Origin of the sequence: Occultella gossypii (assembly GCF_019947135.1) — a bacterium.
Taxonomy (GTDB): Bacteria; Actinomycetota; Actinomycetes; order Actinomycetales; family Beutenbergiaceae; genus Occultella; species Occultella gossypii.
On record NZ_JAGSHT010000005.1, the window covers coordinates 169,274 to 191,254 of the forward strand.

The 21,981-nt window shown below is 69.7% G+C and carries 20 protein-coding genes; 10 read left to right on the forward strand and 10 right to left on the reverse strand.

What is annotated here, in order from left to right; genetic code table 11:
* Positions 1-38 precede the first annotated feature (38 nt).
* The 4 genes from ctaC to KCQ71_RS05600 all read left to right on the forward strand — a co-directional run bounded on the left by ctaC (position 39) and on the right by KCQ71_RS05600 (position 3,789).
* Positions 39-869, forward strand: coding sequence for an aa3-type cytochrome oxidase subunit II (gene ctaC / locus KCQ71_RS05585; RefSeq protein WP_223403710.1), 831 nt, complete (start codon positions 39-41; stop codon positions 867-869).
* The gene (gene ctaD / locus KCQ71_RS05590) at positions 869-2,656 is read left to right on the forward strand and encodes an aa3-type cytochrome oxidase subunit I (protein WP_223403712.1); all 1,788 of its coding nucleotides are present in this window, start codon (positions 869-871) and stop codon (positions 2,654-2,656) included. The genes ctaC and ctaD overlap by 1 nt, the downstream gene beginning before the upstream one ends.
* A complete protein-coding gene (locus KCQ71_RS05595; RefSeq protein WP_223403714.1) occupies positions 2,653-3,093 on the forward strand; it encodes a cytochrome c oxidase subunit 4 in 441 nt (146 codons plus the stop codon). The genes ctaD and KCQ71_RS05595 overlap by 4 nt, the downstream gene beginning before the upstream one ends.
* A gap of 114 nt (positions 3,094-3,207) precedes the next feature.
* Complete coding sequence (locus tag KCQ71_RS05600; RefSeq protein WP_223403716.1) at positions 3,208-3,789, forward strand: dihydrofolate reductase family protein; 582 nt, start codon at positions 3,208-3,210, stop codon at positions 3,787-3,789.
* Positions 3,790-3,868: 79 nt separating this feature from the next.
* Here the strand turns inward: KCQ71_RS05600 and KCQ71_RS05605 are convergent, their stop codons facing one another.
* The 5 genes from KCQ71_RS05605 to ctaE form a co-directional block, all read right to left on the reverse strand.
* Positions 3,869-4,492 (reverse strand): superoxide dismutase, encoded by a 624-nt coding sequence (locus KCQ71_RS05605; RefSeq protein WP_223403718.1) that lies wholly within the window; start codon positions 4,490-4,492, stop codon positions 3,869-3,871.
* 135 nt (positions 4,493-4,627) lie between these two features.
* Positions 4,628-6,313 carry a cytochrome bc1 complex cytochrome b subunit gene (qcrB, locus tag KCQ71_RS05610; protein ID WP_223403720.1) on the reverse strand — a complete coding sequence of 562 codons (1,686 nt, stop codon included), beginning with the start codon at positions 6,311-6,313 and terminating at the stop codon, positions 4,628-4,630.
* A complete protein-coding gene (qcrA, locus tag KCQ71_RS05615; protein WP_223403722.1) occupies positions 6,310-7,350 on the reverse strand; it encodes a cytochrome bc1 complex Rieske iron-sulfur subunit in 1,041 nt (346 codons plus the stop codon). The genes qcrB and qcrA overlap by 4 nt, the downstream gene beginning before the upstream one ends.
* Positions 7,347-8,126 (reverse strand): cytochrome bc1 complex diheme cytochrome c subunit, encoded by a 780-nt coding sequence (qcrC, locus tag KCQ71_RS05620; protein ID WP_223403724.1) that lies wholly within the window; start codon positions 8,124-8,126, stop codon positions 7,347-7,349. The genes qcrA and qcrC overlap by 4 nt, the downstream gene beginning before the upstream one ends.
* Positions 8,127-8,176: 50 nt before the next feature.
* The gene (gene ctaE / locus KCQ71_RS05625) at positions 8,177-8,815 is read right to left on the reverse strand and encodes an aa3-type cytochrome oxidase subunit III (protein ID WP_223403726.1); all 639 of its coding nucleotides are present in this window, start codon (positions 8,813-8,815) and stop codon (positions 8,177-8,179) included.
* 299 nt (positions 8,816-9,114) lie between these two features.
* On the opposite strand from ctaE, the gene KCQ71_RS05630 reads away from it, so the two are divergent.
* Together KCQ71_RS05630 and trpD are read left to right on the forward strand one after the other, a co-directional pair.
* Positions 9,115-9,549, forward strand: coding sequence for a response regulator transcription factor (locus KCQ71_RS05630; protein WP_223403728.1), 435 nt, complete (start codon positions 9,115-9,117; stop codon positions 9,547-9,549).
* Positions 9,550-9,553: 4 nt separating this feature from the next.
* Positions 9,554-10,627 carry an anthranilate phosphoribosyltransferase gene (trpD, locus tag KCQ71_RS05635; RefSeq protein WP_223403730.1) on the forward strand — a complete coding sequence of 358 codons (1,074 nt, stop codon included), beginning with the start codon at positions 9,554-9,556 and terminating at the stop codon, positions 10,625-10,627.
* Positions 10,628-10,645: 18 nt separating this feature from the next.
* Here the strand turns inward: trpD and KCQ71_RS05640 are convergent, their stop codons facing one another.
* The 4 genes from KCQ71_RS05640 to KCQ71_RS05655 form a co-directional block, all read right to left on the reverse strand.
* Positions 10,646-10,927: an Lrp/AsnC family transcriptional regulator gene (locus tag KCQ71_RS05640; protein ID WP_223403732.1), complete on the reverse strand. Its 282-nt coding sequence runs from the start codon at positions 10,925-10,927 to the stop codon at positions 10,646-10,648.
* A 268-nt stretch (positions 10,928-11,195) separates the two neighbouring features.
* Positions 11,196-13,163: a DEDD exonuclease domain-containing protein gene (locus KCQ71_RS05645; protein WP_223403734.1), complete on the reverse strand. Its 1,968-nt coding sequence runs from the start codon at positions 13,161-13,163 to the stop codon at positions 11,196-11,198.
* A 98-nt stretch (positions 13,164-13,261) separates the two neighbouring features.
* Positions 13,262-15,097, reverse strand: a complete 1,836-nt coding sequence (locus tag KCQ71_RS05650) for an AMP-dependent synthetase/ligase (RefSeq protein ID WP_223403736.1) — start codon at positions 15,095-15,097, stop codon at positions 13,262-13,264.
* A gap of 114 nt (positions 15,098-15,211) precedes the next feature.
* Entirely contained in the window at positions 15,212-15,763 is a 552-nt protein-coding gene (locus KCQ71_RS05655) for a hypothetical protein (RefSeq protein ID WP_223403738.1), read from the reverse strand.
* Positions 15,764-15,849: 86 nt separating this feature from the next.
* Here KCQ71_RS05655 and KCQ71_RS05660 point away from each other — a divergent pair, with 86 nt between their 5' ends.
* The 4 genes from KCQ71_RS05660 to KCQ71_RS05675 all read left to right on the forward strand — a co-directional run bounded on the left by KCQ71_RS05660 (position 15,850) and on the right by KCQ71_RS05675 (position 20,030).
* Positions 15,850-16,602, forward strand: a complete 753-nt coding sequence (locus KCQ71_RS05660; protein ID WP_223403740.1) for a lysophospholipid acyltransferase family protein — start codon at positions 15,850-15,852, stop codon at positions 16,600-16,602.
* Between the two features lie 101 nt (positions 16,603-16,703).
* The gene (locus KCQ71_RS05665; protein ID WP_223403742.1) at positions 16,704-17,942 is read left to right on the forward strand and encodes a pyrophosphate--fructose-6-phosphate 1-phosphotransferase; all 1,239 of its coding nucleotides are present in this window, start codon (positions 16,704-16,706) and stop codon (positions 17,940-17,942) included.
* Between the two features lie 84 nt (positions 17,943-18,026).
* A complete protein-coding gene (locus tag KCQ71_RS05670; RefSeq protein ID WP_223403744.1) occupies positions 18,027-19,379 on the forward strand; it encodes a class II 3-deoxy-7-phosphoheptulonate synthase in 1,353 nt (450 codons plus the stop codon).
* A gap of 3 nt (positions 19,380-19,382) precedes the next feature.
* Positions 19,383-20,030: a molybdopterin-dependent oxidoreductase gene (locus tag KCQ71_RS05675; protein ID WP_223403746.1), complete on the forward strand. Its 648-nt coding sequence runs from the start codon at positions 19,383-19,385 to the stop codon at positions 20,028-20,030.
* On the opposite strand, the gene pknB is transcribed toward KCQ71_RS05675, so the two are convergent.
* Entirely contained in the window at positions 20,008-21,939 is a 1,932-nt protein-coding gene (gene pknB, locus KCQ71_RS05680) for a Stk1 family PASTA domain-containing Ser/Thr kinase (protein WP_223403748.1), read from the reverse strand. The two genes, KCQ71_RS05675 and pknB, sit on opposite strands and share 23 nt — an antisense overlap.
* Positions 21,940-21,981 lie beyond the last annotated feature (42 nt).

The window sequence follows — 21,981 nt, forward strand, 5'->3', positions numbered from 1 at the left end:
CTTCTCGACACCCGAAACGCCGCGCTGCGGCGCTCGGCGTGGTCGGGCTCGTTACCGCCGCAGTTCTGGGTGGTTGCTCCGCCGAGCAGGTGGGTCGCGGTTGGATGCCGACGGTCCCCGGCATGACCGAACACACCGACGACATCGTCGCGCTGTGGACCGGTTCCTGGATCGCCGCGCTCATCATCGGGGTGCTGGTGTGGGGGCTGCTCATCTGGTGCGTGATCGTCTACCGCAAGCGCAAGGACGACGACCGACTGCCCGTACAGCTGCGCTACCACCTGCCGCTGGAGCTGCTCTACACCTTCGTTCCGATCGTGATGGTCGGCGTGCTCTTCTACTACACGGCGACGCTGCAGGAGGAGATCACCGACACCTCCACCGAAGCCGACGTCCACATCGAGGTGTACGGACGGCAGTGGTCCTGGGACTTCAACTACCAGGACGCCGACGTCTGGGACTCCGGGCAGCCGGCGCCGCTTGACCTCAGCGACATGGCCGTGACCGAGGAACTGCCCACGCTGTACCTGCCCGTCGACCAAACCGTCGAGTTCACGATCCGCAGCCGCGACGTGGCGCACTCGTTCTGGGTGCCCGCGTTCCTGTACAAGATCGACATGCTGCCCGGCGAGGTGAACACCTTCCAGGTGACCCCGGGCGTCGAGGGCGAGTGGCTCGGCAAGTGCGCCGAGCTGTGCGGCCAGTACCACGGCTACATGCTGTTCAACGTGGCCGTCGTCTCCCAGGCGGAGTTCGACGCGCACATGGCCGAGCTCGAGGAAGCCGGTCAGACCGGCCAGTTGGGGCCGGAGTACGACCGGCAGAACCCGGCGAACCTGACCGGCGCCGAAGAAGGAGCTGACCACTGATGGCCACCATCGAGGACACGCCGCAGGCACACGTCGAGACGGTGCCGGGCCTCCCCGCGGAGCGGCAGAAGCTCGGCCGGACCGTCATCAAGTGGGTGACGTCCACCGACCACAAGACGATCGGGTACCTGTACCTGATCACCTCCTTCATCTTCTTCTGCATCGGCGGCGTGCTCGCGCTGCTGATCCGGGCCGAGCTGTTCGAGCCGGGCGTGCAGATCGTCAGCAGCGCCGAGCAGTACAACCAGCTGTTCACGATGCACGGCACGATCATGCTGCTGCTGTTCGCGACGCCGCTGTTCGTCGGGTTCGGCAACGTCCTGGTGCCGCTGCAGATCGGTGCCCCGGACGTCGCGTTCCCGCGCCTGAACATGTTCGCCTACTGGCTGTTCCTGTTCGGCGGGATCGTCGCCTGCGCCGGCTTCCTCACCCCGAAGGGTGCGGCGAGCTTCGGCTGGTTCGCGTATGCGCCGTTGTCGAACGCGACCTATTCCGACGGACTCGGCGGTGACCTCTGGGTCATGGGCCTGGCGATGACCGGTTTCGGCACGATCTTCGGGTCCGTGAACTTCATCACCACGATCCTGTGCATGCGCGCACCGGGCATGACGATGTTCCGGATGCCCATCTTCACCTGGAACATCCTGCTCACCTCGGTGCTCGCGCTGATGGCCTTCCCGATCCTCGCCTCGGCGCTGTTCGGCCTCGGCGCCGACCGGATCCTCGGCTCCCAGATCTTCGCCGCCGAGAACGGTGGAGCGATGCTCTGGCAACACCTGTTCTGGTTCTTCGGACACCCGGAGGTGTACATCATCGCGTTGCCGTTCTTCGGCATCGTCTCGGAGATCCTGCCGGTGTTCTCCCGCAAGCCGATCTTCGGCTACAAGGGCCTCATCTTCGCCACCATCTCGATCGCCGGCCTGTCCGTGACCGTGTGGGCCCACCACATGTTCTCCACCGGCCAGGTGCTGCTGCCGTTCTTCTCCGTGATGACGATGGCGATCGCAGTGCCCACCGGTGTGAAGTTCTTCAACTGGATCGGCACCATGTGGCGCGGGAAACTGACGTTCCAGTCGCCGATGCTGTGGTCGATCGGGTTCCTCGCCACCTTCCTCTTCGGCGGCCTCACCGGCGTGATCCTGGCCAGTCCACCGCTCGACTTCCACGTGACCGACACGTACTTCGTGGTGGCGCACTTCCACTACGTCGTGTTCGGCACCGTGGTGTTCGCGATGTTCGCCGGGTTCTACTTCTGGTGGCCGAAGTTCACGGGCCGGATGCTGGACGACAAGCTCGGCAAGCTCCACTTCTGGCTGTTGTTCGTCGGCTTCCACGGCACCTTCCTGATCCAGCACTGGCTCGGCGTGCTCGGGATGCAGCGCCGGGTCCCGGACTATCTGCCAGAGCCCGACTTCGTACTGTTCAACCAGATCTCCACCGTCTCCTCGGTACTGCTGGCACTGTCCACGCTGCCGTTCCTGTGGAACGTCTACAAGACCTGGCGGCACGCGCCGCTGGTCACGGTTGATGACCCGTGGGGCTACGGTGCCTCGCTCGAGTGGGCCACCTCCAGCCCACCGCCGCGGCACAACTTCACGGCCCTGCCCCGGATCCGGTCCGAGCGTCCCGCCTTCGACCTGCACCACCCGGAGGTCGCCGCGCTCGACCACGCGGAACCTGACAAGGACATCCTCGATCAGATCTATGGCAACGCCGAGATGGCCGGCCACAAGGCCCAGGTCGACGAGCGAGCGGCCCGGCAGCGGCAGGAAGGGACTGACAAGTGAGCAGGGGTCACACGCCCAAGGGTCCGAAGAAGGGTTCCCCGCTCGGGGTGGAGAAGTGGTTCTTCCTCCTCGGCCTGCTCTTCTTCGGTCCGGTCTTCCTGCTGTACGGCTTCTGGTCCCACTGGGAGCCGATCGGTTCGATGGCCCTCGGCCTGATCATCGGCATGTGGGGCATGGTCGGCGTCTATCTGTGGCGGGTCGGGTCGCGGATCGACGAGCGCCCCGAGGACGACCCGTACGCGGACATCACCGCCGACTCCGACTACGGTGTGTTCTCCCCGTGGAGCTGGTGGCCGCTCGTGCTCGGCCTCGCCGCGACCCTGGTGTTCCTGGGCGCGGCCGCCGGCTGGTGGCTGACCGGTATCGGCGTGGTTCTTGGCATCATCGGCCTCGTCGGTCAGGTCCTGGAGTTCAGTCGCGGGCAGCACGCCCACTGAGCGGCGCCTGAGCCCGCGTTCGCGAGAGGGTCCGTAGCGAGATCGGCACGGACCCTTTCGCATGCCTACTCACGACACGCTAGTTTTGGGGCACTCGAAGCAGAGGAGAGCCCCGTGGGCAAGGTGGTCATGTACGGCTCGGTGTCGGTGGACGGCTTCGTCGCGGACGAGCACGACCATCCCGGACCCCTGTTCGAATGGCTGACGGGCGGTGACGTGCCGTTGGACGAGACCGGCGTGTTGAAGGTGTCGCAAACGTCCTACGACTACACCCGGCCGTACTGGGACGAGATCGGGGCGACAATCGTCGGACGCCACGTCTTCGACATGACGGATGGCTGGGACGGGACGCCGCCGGGCGGGGTCGACCACGTGGTCGTCGTGACACACCGGCCGAAGCCCGAGGGCTGGGATCCCGAGGCGCCGTTCCACTTCGTCGACGGCGTCGAGGCAGCCGTGGCGAAGGCGCAGGAGCTTGTGGGTGACCGCGTGGTCGAGGTCGCCGCCGGCGACGTCGGTGGCCAGGTTCTTGCCGCGGGCCTGATCGACGAGGTGCGCATGGACGTCGTACCCGTCGTGTTCGGGTCCGGCAAGCGCAACTTCGGATCGGTCCACGCGCAGCACCTGTTGGAGGACCCCGACGTGGTGATCCAGGGCAACCGCGTGCTTCACCTGCGCTGTCGGGTGCGCGGTTGACCGATCCGAACCAGTAAGAGAAGCGGGCCCACCCCGGATCTCTCCGGTGTGGGCCCGCCGTTCCTGCCTGCGCTGATCGTCAGGGGACGATCAGACCAGCCGTCTGGGTGCGGGCGCGCTCGAAGCGGGCCGCCACGTCCTGCCAGTTGGCGATGTTCCAGAACGCCTTGACGTAGTCCGCCTTGACGTTCAGGTAGTCCAGGTAGAACGCGTGCTCCCACATGTCCAGCATTAGCAGCGGGATGATCCCGACCGGGATGTTGCCCTGCTGGTCGAAGAGCTGGAAGATCGCGAGCCGCTGGCCGATGCTGTCCCAGGCGAGGACGGACCAGCCGGACCCCTGGATCGCGTTGGCGTTGGCACCGAACTGTGCCTGGAAAGCCTCGAAGGAACCGAACTGGTCCTTGATGGCCTCGGCGAGTTCGCCGTCGGGCTGCCCGCCGCCCTCGGGGGAGAGGTTGTTCCAGAACACGGTGTGGTTGGTGTGGCCACCGAGGTGGAACGCGAGGTTCTTCTCGTGCAGGTTGACCGCGGCGAAGTCATTCTTCTCGCGCGACTCTGCGAGCTTGTCCAGCGCGGCGTTCGCGCCGGTCACGTAGGCGGCGTGGTGCTTGTCGTGGTGCAGCTCCATGATCTTGCCCGAGATGTGGGGCTCGAGAGCGGCGTAGTCGTACGGCAGGTCAGGAAGCGTGTACTGAGCCATGTGGTCCTCCCGGTCGGTGCGGCGCAGTGTTTCCGTGCCGCGGTGTATCACCGCGGCCCCGGTGTGGGGCCGCGGGACGTTGTCAGCATCAGACCCGTCGGCGAGCGGCGGGTCTCCTCCACCGTATCCCGAAGGTCAGTGGCTACGCGCTTCGAGCTCGTGGACGTCCCGACCCGCGGACGCGGGCAGCGCGTCGTGCGCGCCGGTGGCGTGCGCGGCGGCCAGCTCGGCCGGGGTGACGGGTTCGACCCGTTCCTCGTAGAAGAAGCGGGAGAGGTTCTGCCGGCGCAGTTCCTTGGTGTGCCCGGGGCGGCGCACACCGTTGACGTCCTCGGCCGGCTCGATCTCGAGGGGCTTGGGCAGGTCCTGGCCGACCAGCACCCATCGTTCGAACTCGTCCAGCGGCTGGTGCACCTCCGCGTACTCGCCGGAGGCGAACCGGACCACGCGGCCGGTCTCGTGGCCGTGCAGGACCAGTTCGCGGTCCTTGCGCTGCAGACCGAAGCAGACCCGTTTCGTGACGACGAACGCGACCACGGGGAGCACGAAGAACAGGATCCGGAACGCCCATGTGATCGCATTCAGGGACAGGCTGAAGTGCGTGGCGATGAGGTCGTTCGCGCCGGCACCCAGGAGCACGAAGAACGCGCTCAGCACGGCCACGATGATGGCGGTGCGCGTCGGTGCGTTGCGCGGCCGGTCGAGCACGTGGTGCTCGCCGGTGTCCTTGGTGACGAGGTTGTGGATGAACGGGTACGCCCCGAGGATCGTGAACAGGAGGCCGGGGATGACCACGGCCGGGATCAGCACGTTCAGCGACAGCGTGAAACCGCCGATGACCACCTCCCAGCCCGGCATCAGGCGCAGCGATCCCTCGAGGAAGAGCATGTACCAGTCCGGCTGGGCACCCGCGCCCACCAGGGCGGGGTCGAACGGGCCGTAGTTCCAGACGTTGTTGATGCTCATCGTCGCGCCCATGAGGCCGAGGATGCCGAACACGATGAAGAAGAAGCCGCCGGCCTTGGCCACGTAGATCGGGAACAGCGGGAAGCCGACCACGTTCTTGTCCGTGCGACCCGGGCCGGGGTACTGGGTGTGCTTGTGCCAGAACACCAGGAAGAGGTGCACGGCAACGAGCGCGAGGATCAGCCCGGGGATGAACAGGATGTGCAGGGCGTACATCCGGGGGATGACGTCCATGCCTGGGAACTCGCCGCCGAACACCATGAAGCTCATGTACGAGCCGATGATCGGGATGGACCGGACCACGCCGTCGGTGATCCGCAGCCCGTTTCCGGAGAGCACGTCATCCGGGAGGGAGTACCCGGTGAGGCCGGCCAGCAGGCTCGTGATCAGCATCAGGAAGCCGATCAGGTAGTTCAGTTCCCGGGGCTTGCGGAACGCACCCGTGAACAGGATGCGGAGCATGTGGATCACCATGGCGCCGACGAAGATCAGCGCGGACCAGTGGTGCAGCTGACGCATGAAAAGCCCGCCCCGCACGTGGAACGAGAGGTTCAGCGTGGAAGCGAACGCCTCGGACATCGGCTGGCCCTGCATGGTCACCGGGAGGGCGTCGTGCGGGTAGTGGATCTCGTTCATGCTCGGCACGAAGAAGAACACCAAGAACGTGCCCGAGAGGATCAGCACGATGAAGCTGTACAGCGCGATCTCACCGAGCAGGAAGGACCAGTGGTCCGGGAAGAGCTTGCGGCCCAGTCCCTTGAACATCTTGGAGATGCCGAGGCGGGTGTCCAGGAAGTCCGCCGTCGCGGCGATCTTCGGGTCCACCTTGGGGCCGGGCGCCAGGTCGGTGGTCATCGTTCACGCTCCCAGAAACTCGGGCCGACGGGTTCGTCGAAGTCACGCTGCGCCACCAGGTAGCCGTTCTCGTCGACGTCGATCGGCAACTGGGGCAGGGCACGCCCCGCGGGTCCGAAGACCACCTTCGCCTCGTCGGTCACATCGAACGTGGACTGGTGGCACGGGCACAGCAGGTGGTGGGTCTCACGCTCGTACAGCGCCACGGGGCAGCCGACGTGCGTGCAGATCTTCGAGTACGCCACGATGCCGTCGTAGGACCAGCTGGCGCGCTCCTCGGTCTCCTTGAGGTCCTGCGGGTCCACGCGAACCAGGAGGACCACGGCCTTGGCCTTCTCGTCCAGGTAGTTCGGGTGCTCCGGCAGGTTCCACGGCATCACGTGGAAGAGGCTCCCGATGGTCACGTCGGAGGCCTTGATGCGGCGGTTGGTCGGGTCGGTGGCGAGGTAGATGCGGTCCCCGTTCGCAGCGGGCGCCCACGCGGTCCGCTTGAACCTCGAGATGTCCCAGTCGCCGCCGAGGTTGCCGATCAGCGGTACCAGGAACGGCAGCGGCGCGAGCGCGAGGGCACCACCCAGCGCGCCCTTGATCAGGGGCCGGCGGGCGATGTCGGTGTCCTTGGCGCCGTCGTTGAACATCTCGATCGCCGTGCTGCGGGTCTCGGCGTCTCCGGCGATCTCGTGCCGCTCCTCGACCTTGTCATGGTCGTTCATGAGCGACTTGGCCCAGTGGATGGCGGCGGTCCCGATGCCGAGCATGCCGAGCCCGAGCCCCAGTCCGATGATCAGGGTGGACAGCCGGGTGTTGCCGACGCTGCCGGTCTCGGGGTCGACCGGGATGGCGAAGTAGCCGACGATGGCGGCGATGCTGGCCAGCACGGAGACGGTGAAGAGGAGCAGGACGAGGCGCTCGGAGCGCTTCGCGGCCTTCGGGTCCTCGTCGCCGAGGCGCGGCCGGTGCGGGGGCAGACCCGGGTTCGGGAAGGTCGCCGGGTGTTCGGTGAGCTCGGTGGAGTGGTCGGACTGCTCGATACTCATGAGGAGCGCGCTCCGATCCACACTGCGGCCCCGATCAGGAGGCCGAATCCGACGAGGAATGCCCAGACGCCCTCGGACACGGAGCCGATCGAGCCGAGGTTGAAGCCACCGGGGTTGGGCTCCCGCTGGGAGATCAGGAAGGCGATGATGTTCCGCTTGTCCTCTTCGTTGAGGTTCGCGTTGTTGAACACCGGCATCGACTGCGGGCCGGTGATCATGGCCTCGTAGATCTCGATGGGCGTGCTGTCATCCAGGGCCGGCGCGTACTTGCCGTTGCTGAGGGCGCCGCCGGCACCGACGAAGTTGTGGCACATCGCGCAGTTGGTCCGGAAGAGCTGCATGCCCTCCGCCGCATTGCCCAGCTCGGGATCGACGACGTCCTCGCCGGGAATGCCCGGGCCAGGGCCGAGGGTGGCGACGTAGGCGGCGAGCTGCCGAGCCTGCTCATCGTTGAACTGCGGCGGCTTCGCGCCGGCCTGCGGGGCGTCCGCGTCCATCGGCATCCGGCCGGTGATGACCTGGAAGTGCACCGACGCGGCGCCGACGCCGATCAGCGAGGGGACCGTGTCCGAACCCTCGGCGTCCATACCGTGGCAGGTGGAGCAGTTCGTGATGAACAGCCGGCGACCCTCTTCGATGTCATCGGCGGACGCACTGTTCGCCTGCGCCGAACTCGGGGCGAGAGCGGCGTAGACCGCGCCGGTGAGGAACAACGCCAAGGTCATCAGGATGACCGGCGCCAACCGGTGCCTTCTGCTGGCCGCTAATGCCTTCACTTCGTCAGATCCTTCGTTACGTCAGGTGTGGGGTGGATTCGGGGGAGCCGCTACTGCAGGAAGTAGATGGTGAAGAACAGCGCGATCCAGACGGCGTCGACGAAGTGCCAGTAGTAGGAGACGACGATGGCCGTGGTGGCCTCGTGCTCCCCGAACCGCTTCGCGGAGAACGACCGCAGCAACACGAACAGGAACGCGATGAGCCCGCCGAGCACGTGCAGGCCGTGGAAGCCGGTCGTGAGGTAGAAGACCGAGCCGTAGGTCGAGTTCTGGAACGTGAGGCCGTGCTGGGCTAGCTCGGCGTACTCGAAGATCTGGCCGGCGACGAAGAAGGCGCCCATCAGGTAGGTGAGGATGAACCACTCGTTCATGCCCCACTTCCAGAACGCGAACAGTCCCGCGGACCGCCGCGCCTGGAGCCGCTCGGCGGCGATGACACCCATCTGGCAGGTGACCGAGCTGAGCACCAGCACCAAGGTGTTGGCGCCCGAGAACAGGAGGTTCAACTGGCCGGCACCCTCGGCCCAGACTTCGGGTCCGGCGACCGAGCGGTGCGTGAAGTACATCGCGAAGAGACCCGCGAAGAACATCAGTTCGCTGGACAGCCAGACGATCGTGCCCACCTGCGCGAGGTTGGGCCGATTCACCGATAGGTGGGGGGTGCTGAGCTCAGTGGTTGCAGACGACACGATGTCATTATGGCCCGAATGGCAACCGCGTGGAGCCTCCGGCACGCCCGGATGGGACTTTGCCGCATGATGATGCCCCAAAGTGACTTCGGAGGGCATGGAAACCTAGGCGGGTACTGACAAAAGTGCCGGTGGCGTCACGTCCCACCACGGGGTCCCGCAGCGGTTCGTCGTGGGCACCGTCGAGGGCTCGCCCCCGAGCACCGGTGGCGCCGCCGGAGGTGGGGGACGCACTAGCATGTTCGGCAGGACTTCGGCGGCGGTGTGATCCGCGCCGCTTCTCGATCTGGAGGACCACGATGACCGCTGCGCAGCACGAGGCCGCGCCCGCCCCGCAGAAGCAGGAGACCGTGTCGGTCCTGTTGTACAGCGACGACTACACGACCCGGGATGCGGTGAAGGTCGGCGTCGGCCGGCGCGCGTCGATCGACACCCCGAAGATCACCTGGACCGACACGGCCACACCGGCCGCGGTGATCGAGCACGTGGAGAACAACGCCTACGACCTCCTCATCCTCGACGGCGAGGCAGCCAAGCACGGCGGCCTGGGTCTGTGCCGGACCCTCAAGTCCGAGATCTACAAGTGCCCGCCGATCATGGTGCTCATCGCCCGGGCGCAGGATGCCTGGCTCGCGTCCTGGTCCGAGGCAGACGCGGTGGTGTCCTACCCGCTCGATCCCCTGGAGCTGCAGGAGTCGGTCGCGGACGTGCTCCGGGCGCGACTCGTACGCTGAGTCGATGACCGTCCCCAGCGCCGACGAGGGCCGCAGTTGGCCGGACCTGATCGTGCGGCTGCTCGGCGGGTCGGACCTGTCCGCCGCGGAGACGTCCTGGGCGATGGATGAGGTCATGTCCGGGAACACCGCCCCGGCGACGCTCGCCGGGTTCCTCGTGGCCCTCGCCGCGAAGGGCGAGACGGTGCCCGAGGTCCGCGGGCTCGCGGACTCGATGATCTCCCACGCCGTCCCCATCGACGTGCCGGGGGACGCCGTCGACATCGTCGGCACCGGCGGGGACCGGCACCGCAGCGTGAACATATCGACCATGGCGGCGATCGTGGTCGCCGGGGCCGGGGTCCGGGTCGTCAAGCACGGCAACCGGGCGTCATCGTCCGCGAGCGGCTCGGCGGACGTGCTCGAGGCACTCGGGGTCCGGCTCGACCTGGACCCGGCGGCAGCCTCCCGGGTCGTCGCCGAAGCCGGCATCACGTTCCTGTTCGCGAACCACTACCACCCGGCGATGCGGCACGCGGCGGTCGCGCGGCGGGACCTCGGTGTCCCGACGGCGTTCAACGTGCTCGGTCCGCTGACGAACCCGGCTCAGCCGCGCGCCGGTGCGATCGGGGTCGGCAACGCTCGAATGGCGCCGATCATGGCCGGTGTGTTCGCCGAGCGGGGCACCAGCGCCCTCGTGTTCCGCAGTGAGGACGGCCTCGACGAGCTGGCGACGACGGCGCCCGCCAAGGTCTGGGAGGTCACCGCCACCACTGGGGGCCTCGTGCGCGAGCACGAGGTCGACCCGGTCCGGGCGTTCGGGATGGCCAGGGCCACGCTCGACGACATCCGCGGTGCGGACGCGACCTTCAACGCGGGCGTGGCCCGTGACCTGCTCGCCGGCCGCACCGGCGCGGTCCGGGACGCCGTGCTGCTGAACGCGGCCGCCGCTCTCGTCGCGGACGGCCGGAGGCCCGGGACCGCTGACGGTGACCTCCTCGACCGGCTCAGCGCCGGCCTGGCCCTCGGTGCCGCGTCGATCGACGACGGCGCCGCAGCTGCGGTCCTCGAGCGTTGGATCACCGTCAGCAACGCCTGAGGCGGTTGGTCGTAGGGGTCAGTCCGCGAGGCCGAGGTCGAAGGCGGCCTCGAGGTCGTGGCCGGAGTAGGTCTGGAACGCGATGTAGGTCTGGGTGCGGATCACGCCGTCGACCTTGCTGATCTTGTCCGCGATGACTCCGGCGAGCTCCTCGTGTCGGCGGACGCGGACCATGGCCACGAGGTCGATGTCCCCGGTGACGGAGTAGGCCTCGCTGACGCCGTCGATGTCCGCGACCTCCTTGGCGACCTCGGGGATGCGGGCGGCGTCGGCGTCGATCAGGACGATCGCGGTGATCATGGGTCCTCCGTGGGTGGGGCAGCTGCGGGGTACGGATCCATCATGCCGCGCCGGCACCGCCCGGCGCGCCGGCAGACGCCGCCGGGTAGCACTCCGTGAGGCAGTACCTCGCGCCGTGACCAAGACACTGGTGCCTGACGCAGGACGTTCTTCCGTACTTGTTCGGGAGGGAGGTACTGCGTCACCGGCAGATCAGGGCGCGCGGCGAGGGGCCACGCCGCTGACGCGCGACGGGTCGCCCGGCACCGAGGGAGCACGGCCGAGGAGACTAGCCGGCGTCGGTTCGACGCGCGGTGGGTCGTCCGGCTCCGCCCGGGCGGTCGGCCACCGGGACCACGGGGACCTCGCCGGCGCGGCGGCCGAGCGCCGCCCGCTCGGTGTCCCGGGCCTGGGCCGCCTCGAGCTCACGCAGGTGCGCGGTCGCACCGCCGACCGGCATGGCCCACCCCTGCGCGTCGGCCGCGTCGAACTCGATGAGCCGGGTGCCGGCCCGCTCCAGCCAGCCCGTGACCAGCTCGGTCTCCTCGGCCGTGGCCGCACCACCGGCGACGTCCGGCTCGGCCACCTGCTCGCCGCCGGCGACGAGGGCGGCGATGGTCAGGTAGGGGCTCGTGTCCCGCGGGCTGATCGCGGTGGCCGCGAGCCGCCCGTGACGCACCACGACGATCTCCCAGCCGCCTTCGGCGTGCGCGCGGGCCGCCACGATCTGCCGGGCCCGCTGGATCGGGGCCAGGCGCTGGGTGCGCGCCGCCCCGCGCAGGAACGCCAGCAGCCGGTCCCGGTGCACAGCCGCCTCCTCGTACCGCTGCTGCAGACTCAGGTGACTGATCGAGCGCCGCAGCGCTGCCATCACCGGGCCCGCGTCGCCGCGCATGATCTCCACTGCCGCCGCCACTGTGCTCTCGTACGGCGGCAGCCCACCACGGATCTCCGGTCCGCCGACTCCCGGCAGCCCGAGCGTTGCCACCCCGTCCGTGGGCGCCACGCACGGTGCGCTGCACCGGCCGAGCTCGGCCAGCACGCAGGCCGAGGCGGCGGCCGCCGGGATCCGGGGCAGGCGTGCGGTGCACTGCCGCAGTGGCACGGTCGCCAGGATCGCCTCCATCGCCTGTTCGGCGCCGCGCCGGGACGAGAACGGGCCGATCGCCGTGTCCCGGGCGGTGACGGGAACCGACCGCACGATGGACAGCCGGGGGTGCGCCTCGTCGGTGAGCCGGATCCAGGGGCGCCGCTCGGGGGCACGGGAGCGCCGGTTGTAGGGCGGCTTGTGCTCGGCGATCAGGCGGAGCTCGCGCACGCTCGCCTCGAGCGGGGTGGCGCACGGGATCGGGCGGACCCCGGTGGCCAGGTCCACCATCTCGCCGATCCGAGCCCGCTTCTCGGCGGCGGTGAAGTAGCTGCGCACCCGCCGCTTGATGTTGACGGCGGTCCCGACGTAGAGCACCTCGTTCTTGGGGCCGAGGAACTGGTAGACGCCGGCCCCGGTGGGTAGGCCGTCCGCGAGGGTGGACTTGCGGCGCCGGGCGTGCGGGACCGGGTCGGCCGCCGTGGTCAGGTCCTCCAGGTGGGTGACGCCGAGCCCACTCATCCGGCCGAGCAGGGCGTGCAGCACGTCGACGGTGGCACGGGCGTCGGACAGCGCCCGGTGGTCCGGGGTGGTCCCGGCGTGGAACAGCGCCGCGAGCGTGCCGAGCTTGTGGTTGGGCGCCTCGTCCCGGGTGACCACCCGGCGGGCGAGCGCCACCGTGTCAACCACCTGCGGGCGCGGCCAGGCGAGGTCCATCCGGGCCGCGGCCGCCTTGAGGAACCCCACATCGAACCGGGCGTTGTGCGCCACCAGCACCGCGCCGCGGGCGAACTCCAGGAACGCGGGCAGCACCTCGGTGATCGGCGGCGCCTCGATCACCATGGCGTTCGTGATCCCGGTGAGCACGGTGATCATCGGGGGGATCCCGCTGCCGGGGTTCACGAGCGTCTGGAACTCGCCGAGCACCTCGCCGCCGCGCACCTTCACGGCGCCGATCTCGGTGATCTCGCTCCCGGTGGGGGAGCCGCCGGTGGTCTCCAGGTCCACCACCACGAACGTCGCCTCGTAGAGCGGGGTGCCGACCTCGTCGAGGGCGAGCTGCACCGGTGACTGCCCAGACTGCCCGGACGCCTGGAACGGGGACCGCCCGGCGTCGATGAGGTCGAGACGCCGGCCGGGGCGGGGCGGGTGCAGGAGGTTCTCGGCCATCCGTTCGAACGTTACGGCCCGGCACCGACAACGCCGGTGCGGCCACGCCGGGAAGTCCCGGGCGCGGCCACACCGGCGTCGGTGGCGGGGTGCGGGCGTCAGTCGGCGCTGGCGCCGGCCCCGTTCGCCGCACGGGTCTTGGCGGCGTTGTCGTACATCGCCTCGATCCGGTCCGCGAAGTCGCGCAGCACGAGGTTGCGCTTCACCTTCAGCGACGGCGTCAGGTAGTCGTTGGCGATCGTGAAGTCGTCGAGGAGGATCTCGAACGTCCGGATCGACTCCGCCCGGGAGACCTTCGAGTTGGCCCGGTCCACCGCGCTCTGGATCGCGGCCACGACCGTCGGGTCCTTGGCCGCCTCCGCCACGGACAGTTCGCCGACCTCGTGGTTGGCGAGCCACGTCGGCAGCATCTCGGTGTCCAGGGTGACCAGAGCCGCGATGAACGGCTTCTGGTCCCCGACCACCACGCACTGGCTGACCAGCGGGTGGGACCGGATCCGGTCCTCGAGCTGGGACGGCACCACGTTCTTGCCGCCGGCGGTGACGATGATCTCCTTCTTGCGGCCGGTGATCTTCAGGTAGCCGTCGCCGGTGAGCTCGCCGAGGTCGCCCGTGTGGAACCAGTCGCCGGTGAACGACTCGGCGGTGGCCTCGGCGTTGTCGTGGTAGCCGCGGAAGACCGCGATCCCGCGGGCGAGGATCTCGCCGTCGGTGTCGATCTTCAGGCCCACGCCCGGCAGCGGCGGCCCGACGGTACCGATGACCGACTTGGACGGCACGTTCACGCTCACCGGCGCCGTCGTCTCGGTCAGCCCGTATCCCTCGAGAACGGTCAGGCCGACGCCCCGGAAGAAGTGACCGAGCCGCTCGCCGAGCGGCGCGCCGCCGGAGATCGCGAACTCGGCCTGGCCGCCGAGGGCGTTGCGGATCTTGTGCAGCACGAGCTTGTCCGCGAGCTTGTGCTGCAGCCTCAGGCCGAGCCCGGGGCCACCGGTGTCGAGCGAGCGCGAGTAGTCGCCGGAGACCTTCGCCGCCCAGCGGAAGATCTTCACCTTGCCCCCCGCGGCCGCCTTCTGCTCGGAACTGTTGTAGACCTTCTCGAACACGCGCGGCACGGACAGGATGAACGTCGGCCGGAACGTGGCGATGTCCGCCATCAGCGTCTTCGTGTCCGGGGTGTGCCCCTGCGGCACGCCGGCGGTCACGCAGAGCACCTCGACGAACCGGGCGAACACGTGCGCCAGCGGCATGAACAGCAGGGTCCGCGAGGCCTCGTGCAGGATCGACGGCCCGAGCGCACCGACGGCGTTGCGGGTCAGCTCCACGAAGTTGGAGTGGGTGAGTTCGGCGCCCTTGGGTCGGCCGGTGGTGCCCGAGGTGTAGATGATCGTGGCCAGGTCGTCCAGGCGGAGCGCGTCGTAGCGAGCCCGCACCTCGTCGTCCGAGACGCCGGCGCCCTCCGATGCGAGCTTGTCGAGCGCGCCGTCGTCGATGACCCAGGCCGGCCCGAGGTTCGGGGCCTCGGCGCGGGCCTCGTCGACCACAGCCAGGTGGCCGGCGTTCTCGACGACGATCGCCTTCACATCCGAGTTGGACAGGATCCACGCGGTCTGGTCGGCCGAGGAGGTCTCGTAGACCGGCACGGTGACGGCGCCGGCGTACCAGATCCCGAAGTCGAGGAGCACCCACTCGGCGCGGGTGCGGCTCATCACCGCGACCCGGTCCCCGGGGCCGATGCCCGCGGCGATCAGACCCTTCGCGATCGAGGACGCCTTCTCGTGCATCTGCTGCGCCGTGATCGGGTGCCACGTCGAGCCGCGCAGCTCCTCGATGAGCACGCGCCCGGGCTCCTTCGCGGCCCAGTCGGCGAGGATGTCCGGCGTGCTCATCTCCGGAGGGGTCTGGACGAGGAGGGGGGCCTCGTTCTGGTCCATATGTCTGGCTCCTTCGTCAGTGGTCGAAACTTGCTCAAGAATACGTGCGCCCGACGGCTGCGGGGGGAGCGGCGCGGCGATCGGCGGTGATCGTACGCTGATCCACTCAGGGTCTCAGACTACGGCGCCGTCGTCGTCCGAGGGGTCTTTCGGCATCCGCCACAGCAGGATGCCCCAGCCGAGGAGCGAGCAGACGAGCGCGCCGATGTAGAACAGCTGCGGCGCCCCGGCCCACAGGATCAGGGCGAGTACGGTCGCGACCGGGCCTCCGATGGCGCCGATCCACGCCATGGTGACGAGCGGGTCGGAGGTGTCCAGCGGTTCCGGCTCGGGCGGGACGTAGCCGTCGTCCTCCTCGGTCTCGTCCACGCCGTAGTCGCGGGGGCCGGGCCCGACGGCGGGGGTCGCCCTGGTCCCCTCCGGATCGTTGTCGAGGGGGTCGCCCGGGTCGACGTCGCCGTCGTGGACGTCGTCGGCCGCTCCCGCGGGGCGTGGCTCGGCCGAGCGGTTCAACCGCTCCAGGTCCGCGGCCTCCTCGGTGAGTCCCTCGCCGAGCGGTCCCAGGCGTGCGGTGATCTCGGCCCAGCTCGCCTCGACGTCGGCGTCGCTGGGCTCGTGGGCGCCGTCGCCGGGTCGCGGCTCTCCGCCCGAGGTGGGACCGTTCATCCCTTCACTCTAGGGTGAGTTCGGCCCGTTCGTGTCGGCGGCGGGCGCCGAGTGGAAGGAAGGACCGGCGCGTGTTCTATCGGTTCATGAAGGCGACCCTCGGCCGGTTCCTGCGGTGGTACTACCGGCCGTGGATCCGCGGGGCCGAGCACGTGCCGCCGTCCGGGGCGGCGATCCTGGCCAGCAACCACCTCGCCGTCATCGACTCCTTCTTCCTGCCCGCGCTGCTCAAGCGTCCGGTGGTCTTCCTGGGCAAGGACGCGTACTTCACCGGGCGGGGGATCCGGGGCCGGGTCGTGGCCACCTTCATGCGCGGCGTCGGCACCATCCCGGTCGACCGCAGCGGTGGCCCGGGAGTGGAGGCGGCGTTGCGGACCGGACTCGCCAGGCTCGAGGCGGGAGAACTGTTCGGCATCTACCCCGAGGGCACCCGCAGCCCCGACGGGCGCCTGTACCGGGGCAAGACCGGGATCGCGCGGCTCGCGCTCGAGTCCGGGGCGCCGGTCATCCCGGTGGCGATGGTGGGCTCCCACATCGCCCAGCCGATCGGCAAGCGGATCCCGTCCCGGCACCGGGTCGGCGTGGTCATCGGGGCGCCCCTCGATTTCAGCCGCTACCGGGCGATGGCCTCGGACCGGTTCGTGCTGCGCGCGGTCACCGACGAGATCATGTACGCGATCATGGGACTGTCCGGCCAGGATTACGTGGACGCGTACGCTGCCTCGGAGAAGGCGCGGATGGCCTCCCGCGGCGGCGAGCCGACGCCCACGGCCCCGGGCGGGCCAGGGGGTCGCCCGGCGCCCGACGGGCCCGGCGGTGGCGCCGCAGCGGGGCGGTAGCGAGGCCGCGGACGGCCCGTGTGGCGACGTCCCTGGACGGCCGCCTCCGTCAGTAGCATGGACGCCGCAGGTCCCGCACCGCCCGAGTGAAAGGCACACCCATGTCCGAGTCCCAGCCGATCCGCCGGATCGCACTGCTCACCGCGGGCGGTTTCGCCCCCTGCCTATCGGCCTCCGTCGCCGGGCTCGTGCGCCGCTACACCGAGGTCCTCCCGGATGCCGAGATCATCGCCTACCAGTACGGCTACCACGGCCTGCTCACCGGCACCTGGGTGGTTGTCGACGAACAGGCGCGCGCCGACATCGACGTCCTGGACAACTTCGGCGGCTCCCCGATCGGGAACAGCCGGGTGAAGCTCACGAACGCGAAGAACCTCGTCGAGCGCGGCCTGGTCACCGAGGGCCAGGACCCGCTGCAGGTGGCGGCCGAGCAGCTCCGCAAGGACGGTGTGGACGTCCTGCACACCATCGGCGGCGACGACACGAACACCACCGCGGCGGACCTCGCGGCCTACCTCGAGGACAACGGCTACCACCTGACCGTGGTCGGCCTGCCGAAGACGATCGACAACGACATCATCCCGATCCGGCAGTCCCTCGGCGCGAACACCGCCGCCGAGCAGGCCTCGGTCTTCGCGCAGAACATCATCGGCGAGCACCGGTCCAACCCGCGGATGCTGATCGTGCACGAGGTCATGGGGCGGCACTGCGGCTGGCTGACCGCGGCCGCGGCGCAGCGTTACCGGTCCTGGTGGTCGGAGCAGCAGTGGAACCCGGCCCTTGGCCTGGCCAAGGAGCGTTGGGACATCCACGCCGTGTTCCTGCCCGAGCTGAAGCTCGACATGGCCGGCGAGGCGCAGCGCCTGCGGGGCATCATGGACGAGATCGGCAACGTGAACATCTTCCTGTCCGAGGGCGCCGGGGTCCCGGAGATCATCGCCGAGATGGAGGCCGCCGGCGAGGAGGTCCAGCGCGACCCGTTCGGGCACGTCAAGCTCGACACCATCAACCCGGGGGCCTGGTTCGCGAAGCAGTTCGCCGCCCTCATCGGTGCCGAGAAGACGATGGTTCAGAAGAGCGGCTACTTCTCCCGCTCGGCCCGCGCGAACGATGAGGACCTCGCGCTGATCCGACGCATGACGGACCTGGCCGTCGTCAAGGCCATCGCCGGTGAGTCCGGCGTGATCGGCCACGACGAGGAGAACGACGACGAGCTCACCGCCATCGCGTTCCCGCGGATCGCCGGCGGCAAGGCGTTCGACATCGCCACGCCGTGGTTCGGCGACCTGCTCGGCGAGATCGGCCAGAACGCCGTGGCGGCGGAGCCCGCCGCGCACTGACTCCTGGTGGCTCGACCTCCGGGCCCGCGCCGGCGGCTGGACCACGGTCCGGTCCGCCCCGGCGCGGGCCCTATCCTTGGTGCCGTGAGCGTTCTCCCTGACCCCGCGGTACTGGCCGGCCTCGACACCTTCCGCGACCTGGAGGCGAAGCAGCAGCCGAGCTGGCCCGACGCGCAGGCCCTCGCCGATGTGACGGCGAAGCTCTCCTCCGTGCCGCCGCTGGTGTTCGCCGGTGAGGCGGACAATCTGCGCGAGCGGCTCGGTGCCGCGTCCCGCGGGGAGGCGTTCCTGCTCCAGGGCGGCGACTGCGCCGAGACCTTCGACGAACTCACCGCGGACAACATCCGGGACAAGATCAAGACGATCCTCCAGATGGCCGTGATCCTCACCTACGGGGCGTCCCTGCCGATCATCAAGATGGGCCGGATGGCAGGCCAGTACGCCAAGCCGCGCAGCTCCGACTCCGAGACCCGTGACGGCGTCACCCTGCCCGCGTATCGCGGGGACATCATCAATGGCTTCGAGTTCAGCGAGTCGGCCCGGATCCCGGACCCGAACCGGCTCCTGGACGCCTATCACAACTCCGCGACCACGTTGAACCTGATCCGGGCGTTCACCCAGGGTGGGTTCGCGGACCTGCGCCGGGTGCACGAGTGGAACCGCGGCTTCATGGCCAACCGTGCCTACGCCCGGTACGACACGTTCGCGGCGGAGATCGACCGGGCGATCCGGTTCATGCACGCCGCCGGCGCCGACTTCGAGGCGTTGCGCACCGTGGACTTCTTCTCGAGTCACGAGGGTCTGCTGCTCGACTACGAGCGGCCGCTGACCCGGATCGACTCCCGCACCGGCCTGCCCTACGACTGCTCCGCGCACTTCCTCTGGATCGGCGAGCGCACCCGCCAGCTGGACGGCGCGCACGTGGACTACTTCTCCCGGGTTCGGAACCCGATCGGCGTGAAGCTCGGCCCGACCAGCACCGGGGACGACGCGCTGGCGCTCATGGACAAGCTCAACCCCGACGGCGAGGCGGGGCGCCTGACGTTCATCACCCGGATGGGCGCGGGCAAGGTCCGCGACCTGCTCCCAGGGTTGGTCGAGCGGGTGCGAGCCGATGGCCGGCCCGTGGTCTGGGTGTGCGACCCGATGCACGGCAACGGCTTCACGTCCGACAGCGGGTACAAGACCCGACGGTTCTCGGACGTGATCGACGAGGTGCGCGGCTTCTTCGAGGTGCATGCGGCCCTGGGTACGGTGCCGGGCGGCCTGCACGTGGAACTGACCGGCTCGGACGTGACCGAGGTGCTCGGCGGCAGCGAGGAGATCGACGACCTCGCCCTGGCCCGCCGGTACGAGACTCTGGTGGACCCCCGGCTGAACCACCAGCAGTCCCTCGAGATGGCGTTCCTCGTCGCGGAGATGTTGCGGGGCGACTGACCGGTGAGTACCCCCCACCATCCCGACCCGCCGCTGGAGCGCTCGCTACCGCCCGGTCAGTACTGGCGGCCCGAACCGCTCGTCATGCACTACGGCCGGGTGCCCAAGCCCCGCCCGGACCGGTGGACGTTCACGATCGGCGGCGCCACCGCGAGCGGCGCCGAGCAGACCTTCGACATGGACGCCATCCGCGGCCTCGAGTTCGTCGAGGAGCTCGCGGACATGCATTGCGCCACCCGGTGGTCTGCGCTGGACCTGCGCTGGTCCGGCTACCGCGCCGCGGAGCTGCTCGAACTCGCCCCGCCGGACCCGCGGGTTCGCGAGGTCCTGGTCTTCGCCGAGTACGGCTACGCCGCGAACCTGAGCCTCGACGACCTCGTCTCACCCCGGTCCCTGCTCGCCACCCATCTCGACGGCGAGGAGCTCACCGCCGAGCGTGGCGCCCCGCTGCGGCTGGTGGTCCCGCACCTGTACACGTGGAAGGGCCCGAAGTGGGTGCGCGGCTGGAACTACCTGCTGCCCGACGACGGTGACCTCGGCTTCTGGGAGGAGCGCGGCTACCACGCCCACGGGGACGCCTGGCGGCAGGAGCGGTACGCCTACCAGTCCGAGGACGCCAGCGACGAGGTCACACCACCGTCAGGACGATGACCGTGCCGGCGGGGTGCATCTCGCCGGCGGGTACCGACTGGCTGTGCACCGTGCCGAACAGGCCGCCGAGCACGTTCTCGCGGCGAACCTCGAACCCGAGGGCGGTCAGTTCCTCGGCGGCCGCGGCGTACTGGTCCCCGAACACGTTCGGCACCTCGAACAGCTCCGGCCCGAGCGAGACGATCACCTCGACCACGTCGCCGCGCAACGCCGGTCCCTCGAGGGACTGACTGATCACGTCCCCGGCAGTGACGGAGTCGCTGTACGCGGACGGCCCCAGCTGCGCGACCGCGCCCGCGGCCTCCAACTGGGCGACCGCCGTCGCCTCGTCGGCACCGACCACGTTCGGGACGGTGATCGGCTCGCGCCCCGCGGAGACAACCAGCGTGAGGGGCGTGTTGTGCGCGATCGTCTCCCCGATGGCCGGGTCGGTCCCGATGACAGTGCCCTCGGGAACCTCGGCATCCCACGGCCGGCGGACCTCGGCGGAGACCTCGAAGCCATCGCCGGTCAGGGTGTCGAGCGCGTCGGCCTCGGGCGAGCCGGCGACGTCGGGCACGGTGAGCATCTCGATGCCGAGGGAGATCAGCACCCCGACCTCGCCACCCTCGCGCAGCACGTCCTCACCTGGAGCGGGATCGGTCGAGATGACCAGCCCGGCGGGCACCTCGTCGTGGTACGCGGAGTCGGGAACCGGCCGCAGTCCGTGCCCCTCGAGCTCGGCGAGGGCGGCGGCCTCCTCGTCCCCGGTCACGTCCGGAACCGCCGTGTAGGCGCCGGGGCCGACGCGCAGGTACCACCAGCCGCCGGCGCCGAGGGCGAGCAGCACCACGAGGATGATCGCGATCACCCGCAGGCGACGCCGACGCTTGCGCCGACGGGTCGAGCGCTGCTCCGCGGCGGCGGCATCGGTGGCCGCGACCGCCCCGATCGGCAGCGCGATCGTGCCGGTGTGCCGGCTCACCGAGACGGTCTCGTCGCCGTCGGACTCCGCCTCGGCGTCGGCGACGATCTCGCCGACCTCGTCGGCGGGGGTGTCGGCGCGCACGGCCAGCGCCGTGGGGTCGAGCGTGGCGCGGGTACGCCGTACCAGCGCGAGCGCGGCGCCGGCGTCGACCGGGCGGTCGCCCACCTCGCGCGCGGTCAGCGTGGCGATCAGGTCGTCGATCTCGAGCGGTAGCCAGGGGACGTCGTCGGAGGCGGCCGGGATGGAGGAGTGCACGTGCTTGTACGCGACCTGGATCGGGGTCTCGCCCTCGAACGGCGGGTGCCCGGTGAGCATCTCGTAGAACAGGATCCCGACGGCGTACACGTCGGCACGAGCGTCGGCGTTGCCCGAGGTGACGATCTCGGGGGAGAGGTAGGCGACGGTGCCGAGCAGGTTCCCGGTGCTCGCCGCCGTCGCCTCGGTGACGGCGCGGGCAAGGCCGAAGTCGGCAACCTTGACGCGCCCGTCGGCGGCGATCAGCACGTTCTCCGGCTTCATGTCCCGGTGCACCAGGCCGGCGCGGTGCGCCGCGGCCAGGGCGTCCAGGATGGACTCGAGGACGTCCAGGGTCTCACCGAGGCTGAAGGCGCCCTTGGCCCGCAGCGCCCGCCGGAGGTTGCGCCCGTCGACGTACTCCAGGGTCAGGTAGTTGAGGTCGCCCTCGCTGCCCTGGTCGTAGACGCCGACGATGCCCGGGTGGGTGAGGCGTGCCGCGGCCCGTGCCTCCCGCCGGAACCGCGCGGCCACGTCCGCACCCTCGGCCAGGTGCGGATGCATGATCTTCAGCGCCACCTGGCGGTCCAGGCGCCGATCGGTGGCCAGGTACACGGTCGCCATGCCGCCCCGCGCGATCCGCGAGGACACCTCGTACCGACCGTCGACCAGGCGGCCGATCATGGGGTCGGTGAGGGTGCTGGCCATGGCCGTGAGTTTACGGTGCTACCTCGCCGATCCCGGCGCTTG

Bases quoted from the DNA above. Each gene is read 5' to 3' on its own strand.
- KCQ71_RS05630 (WP_223403728.1), top strand. From the start codon at position 9,115: ATGACCGCTGCGCAGCACGAGGCCGCGCCCGCCCCGCAGAAGCAGGAG.
- KCQ71_RS05660 (WP_223403740.1), top strand. From the start codon at position 15,850: ATGAAGGCGACCCTCGGCCGGTTCCTGCGGTGGTACTACCGGCCGTGG.
- pknB (WP_223403748.1), bottom strand. From the start codon at position 21,939: ATGGCCAGCACCCTCACCGACCCCATGATCGGCCGCCTGGTCGACGGT.
- KCQ71_RS05645 (WP_223403734.1), bottom strand. From the start codon at position 13,163: ATGGCCGAGAACCTCCTGCACCCGCCCCGCCCCGGCCGGCGTCTCGAC.
- qcrB (WP_223403720.1), bottom strand. From the start codon at position 6,313: ATGACCACCGACCTGGCGCCCGGCCCCAAGGTGGACCCGAAGATCGCC.
- KCQ71_RS05655 (WP_223403738.1), bottom strand. From the start codon at position 15,763: ATGAACGGTCCCACCTCGGGCGGAGAGCCGCGACCCGGCGACGGCGCC.
- qcrA (WP_223403722.1), bottom strand. From the start codon at position 7,350: ATGAGTATCGAGCAGTCCGACCACTCCACCGAGCTCACCGAACACCCG.
- trpD (WP_223403730.1), top strand. From the start codon at position 9,554: ATGACCGTCCCCAGCGCCGACGAGGGCCGCAGTTGGCCGGACCTGATC.
- KCQ71_RS05650 (WP_223403736.1), bottom strand. From the start codon at position 15,097: ATGGACCAGAACGAGGCCCCCCTCCTCGTCCAGACCCCTCCGGAGATG.
- KCQ71_RS05640 (WP_223403732.1), bottom strand. From the start codon at position 10,927: ATGATCACCGCGATCGTCCTGATCGACGCCGACGCCGCCCGCATCCCC.
- ctaD (WP_223403712.1), top strand. From the start codon at position 869: ATGGCCACCATCGAGGACACGCCGCAGGCACACGTCGAGACGGTGCCG.
- KCQ71_RS05665 (WP_223403742.1), top strand. From the start codon at position 16,704: ATGTCCGAGTCCCAGCCGATCCGCCGGATCGCACTGCTCACCGCGGGC.
- KCQ71_RS05605 (WP_223403718.1), bottom strand. From the start codon at position 4,492: ATGGCTCAGTACACGCTTCCTGACCTGCCGTACGACTACGCCGCTCTC.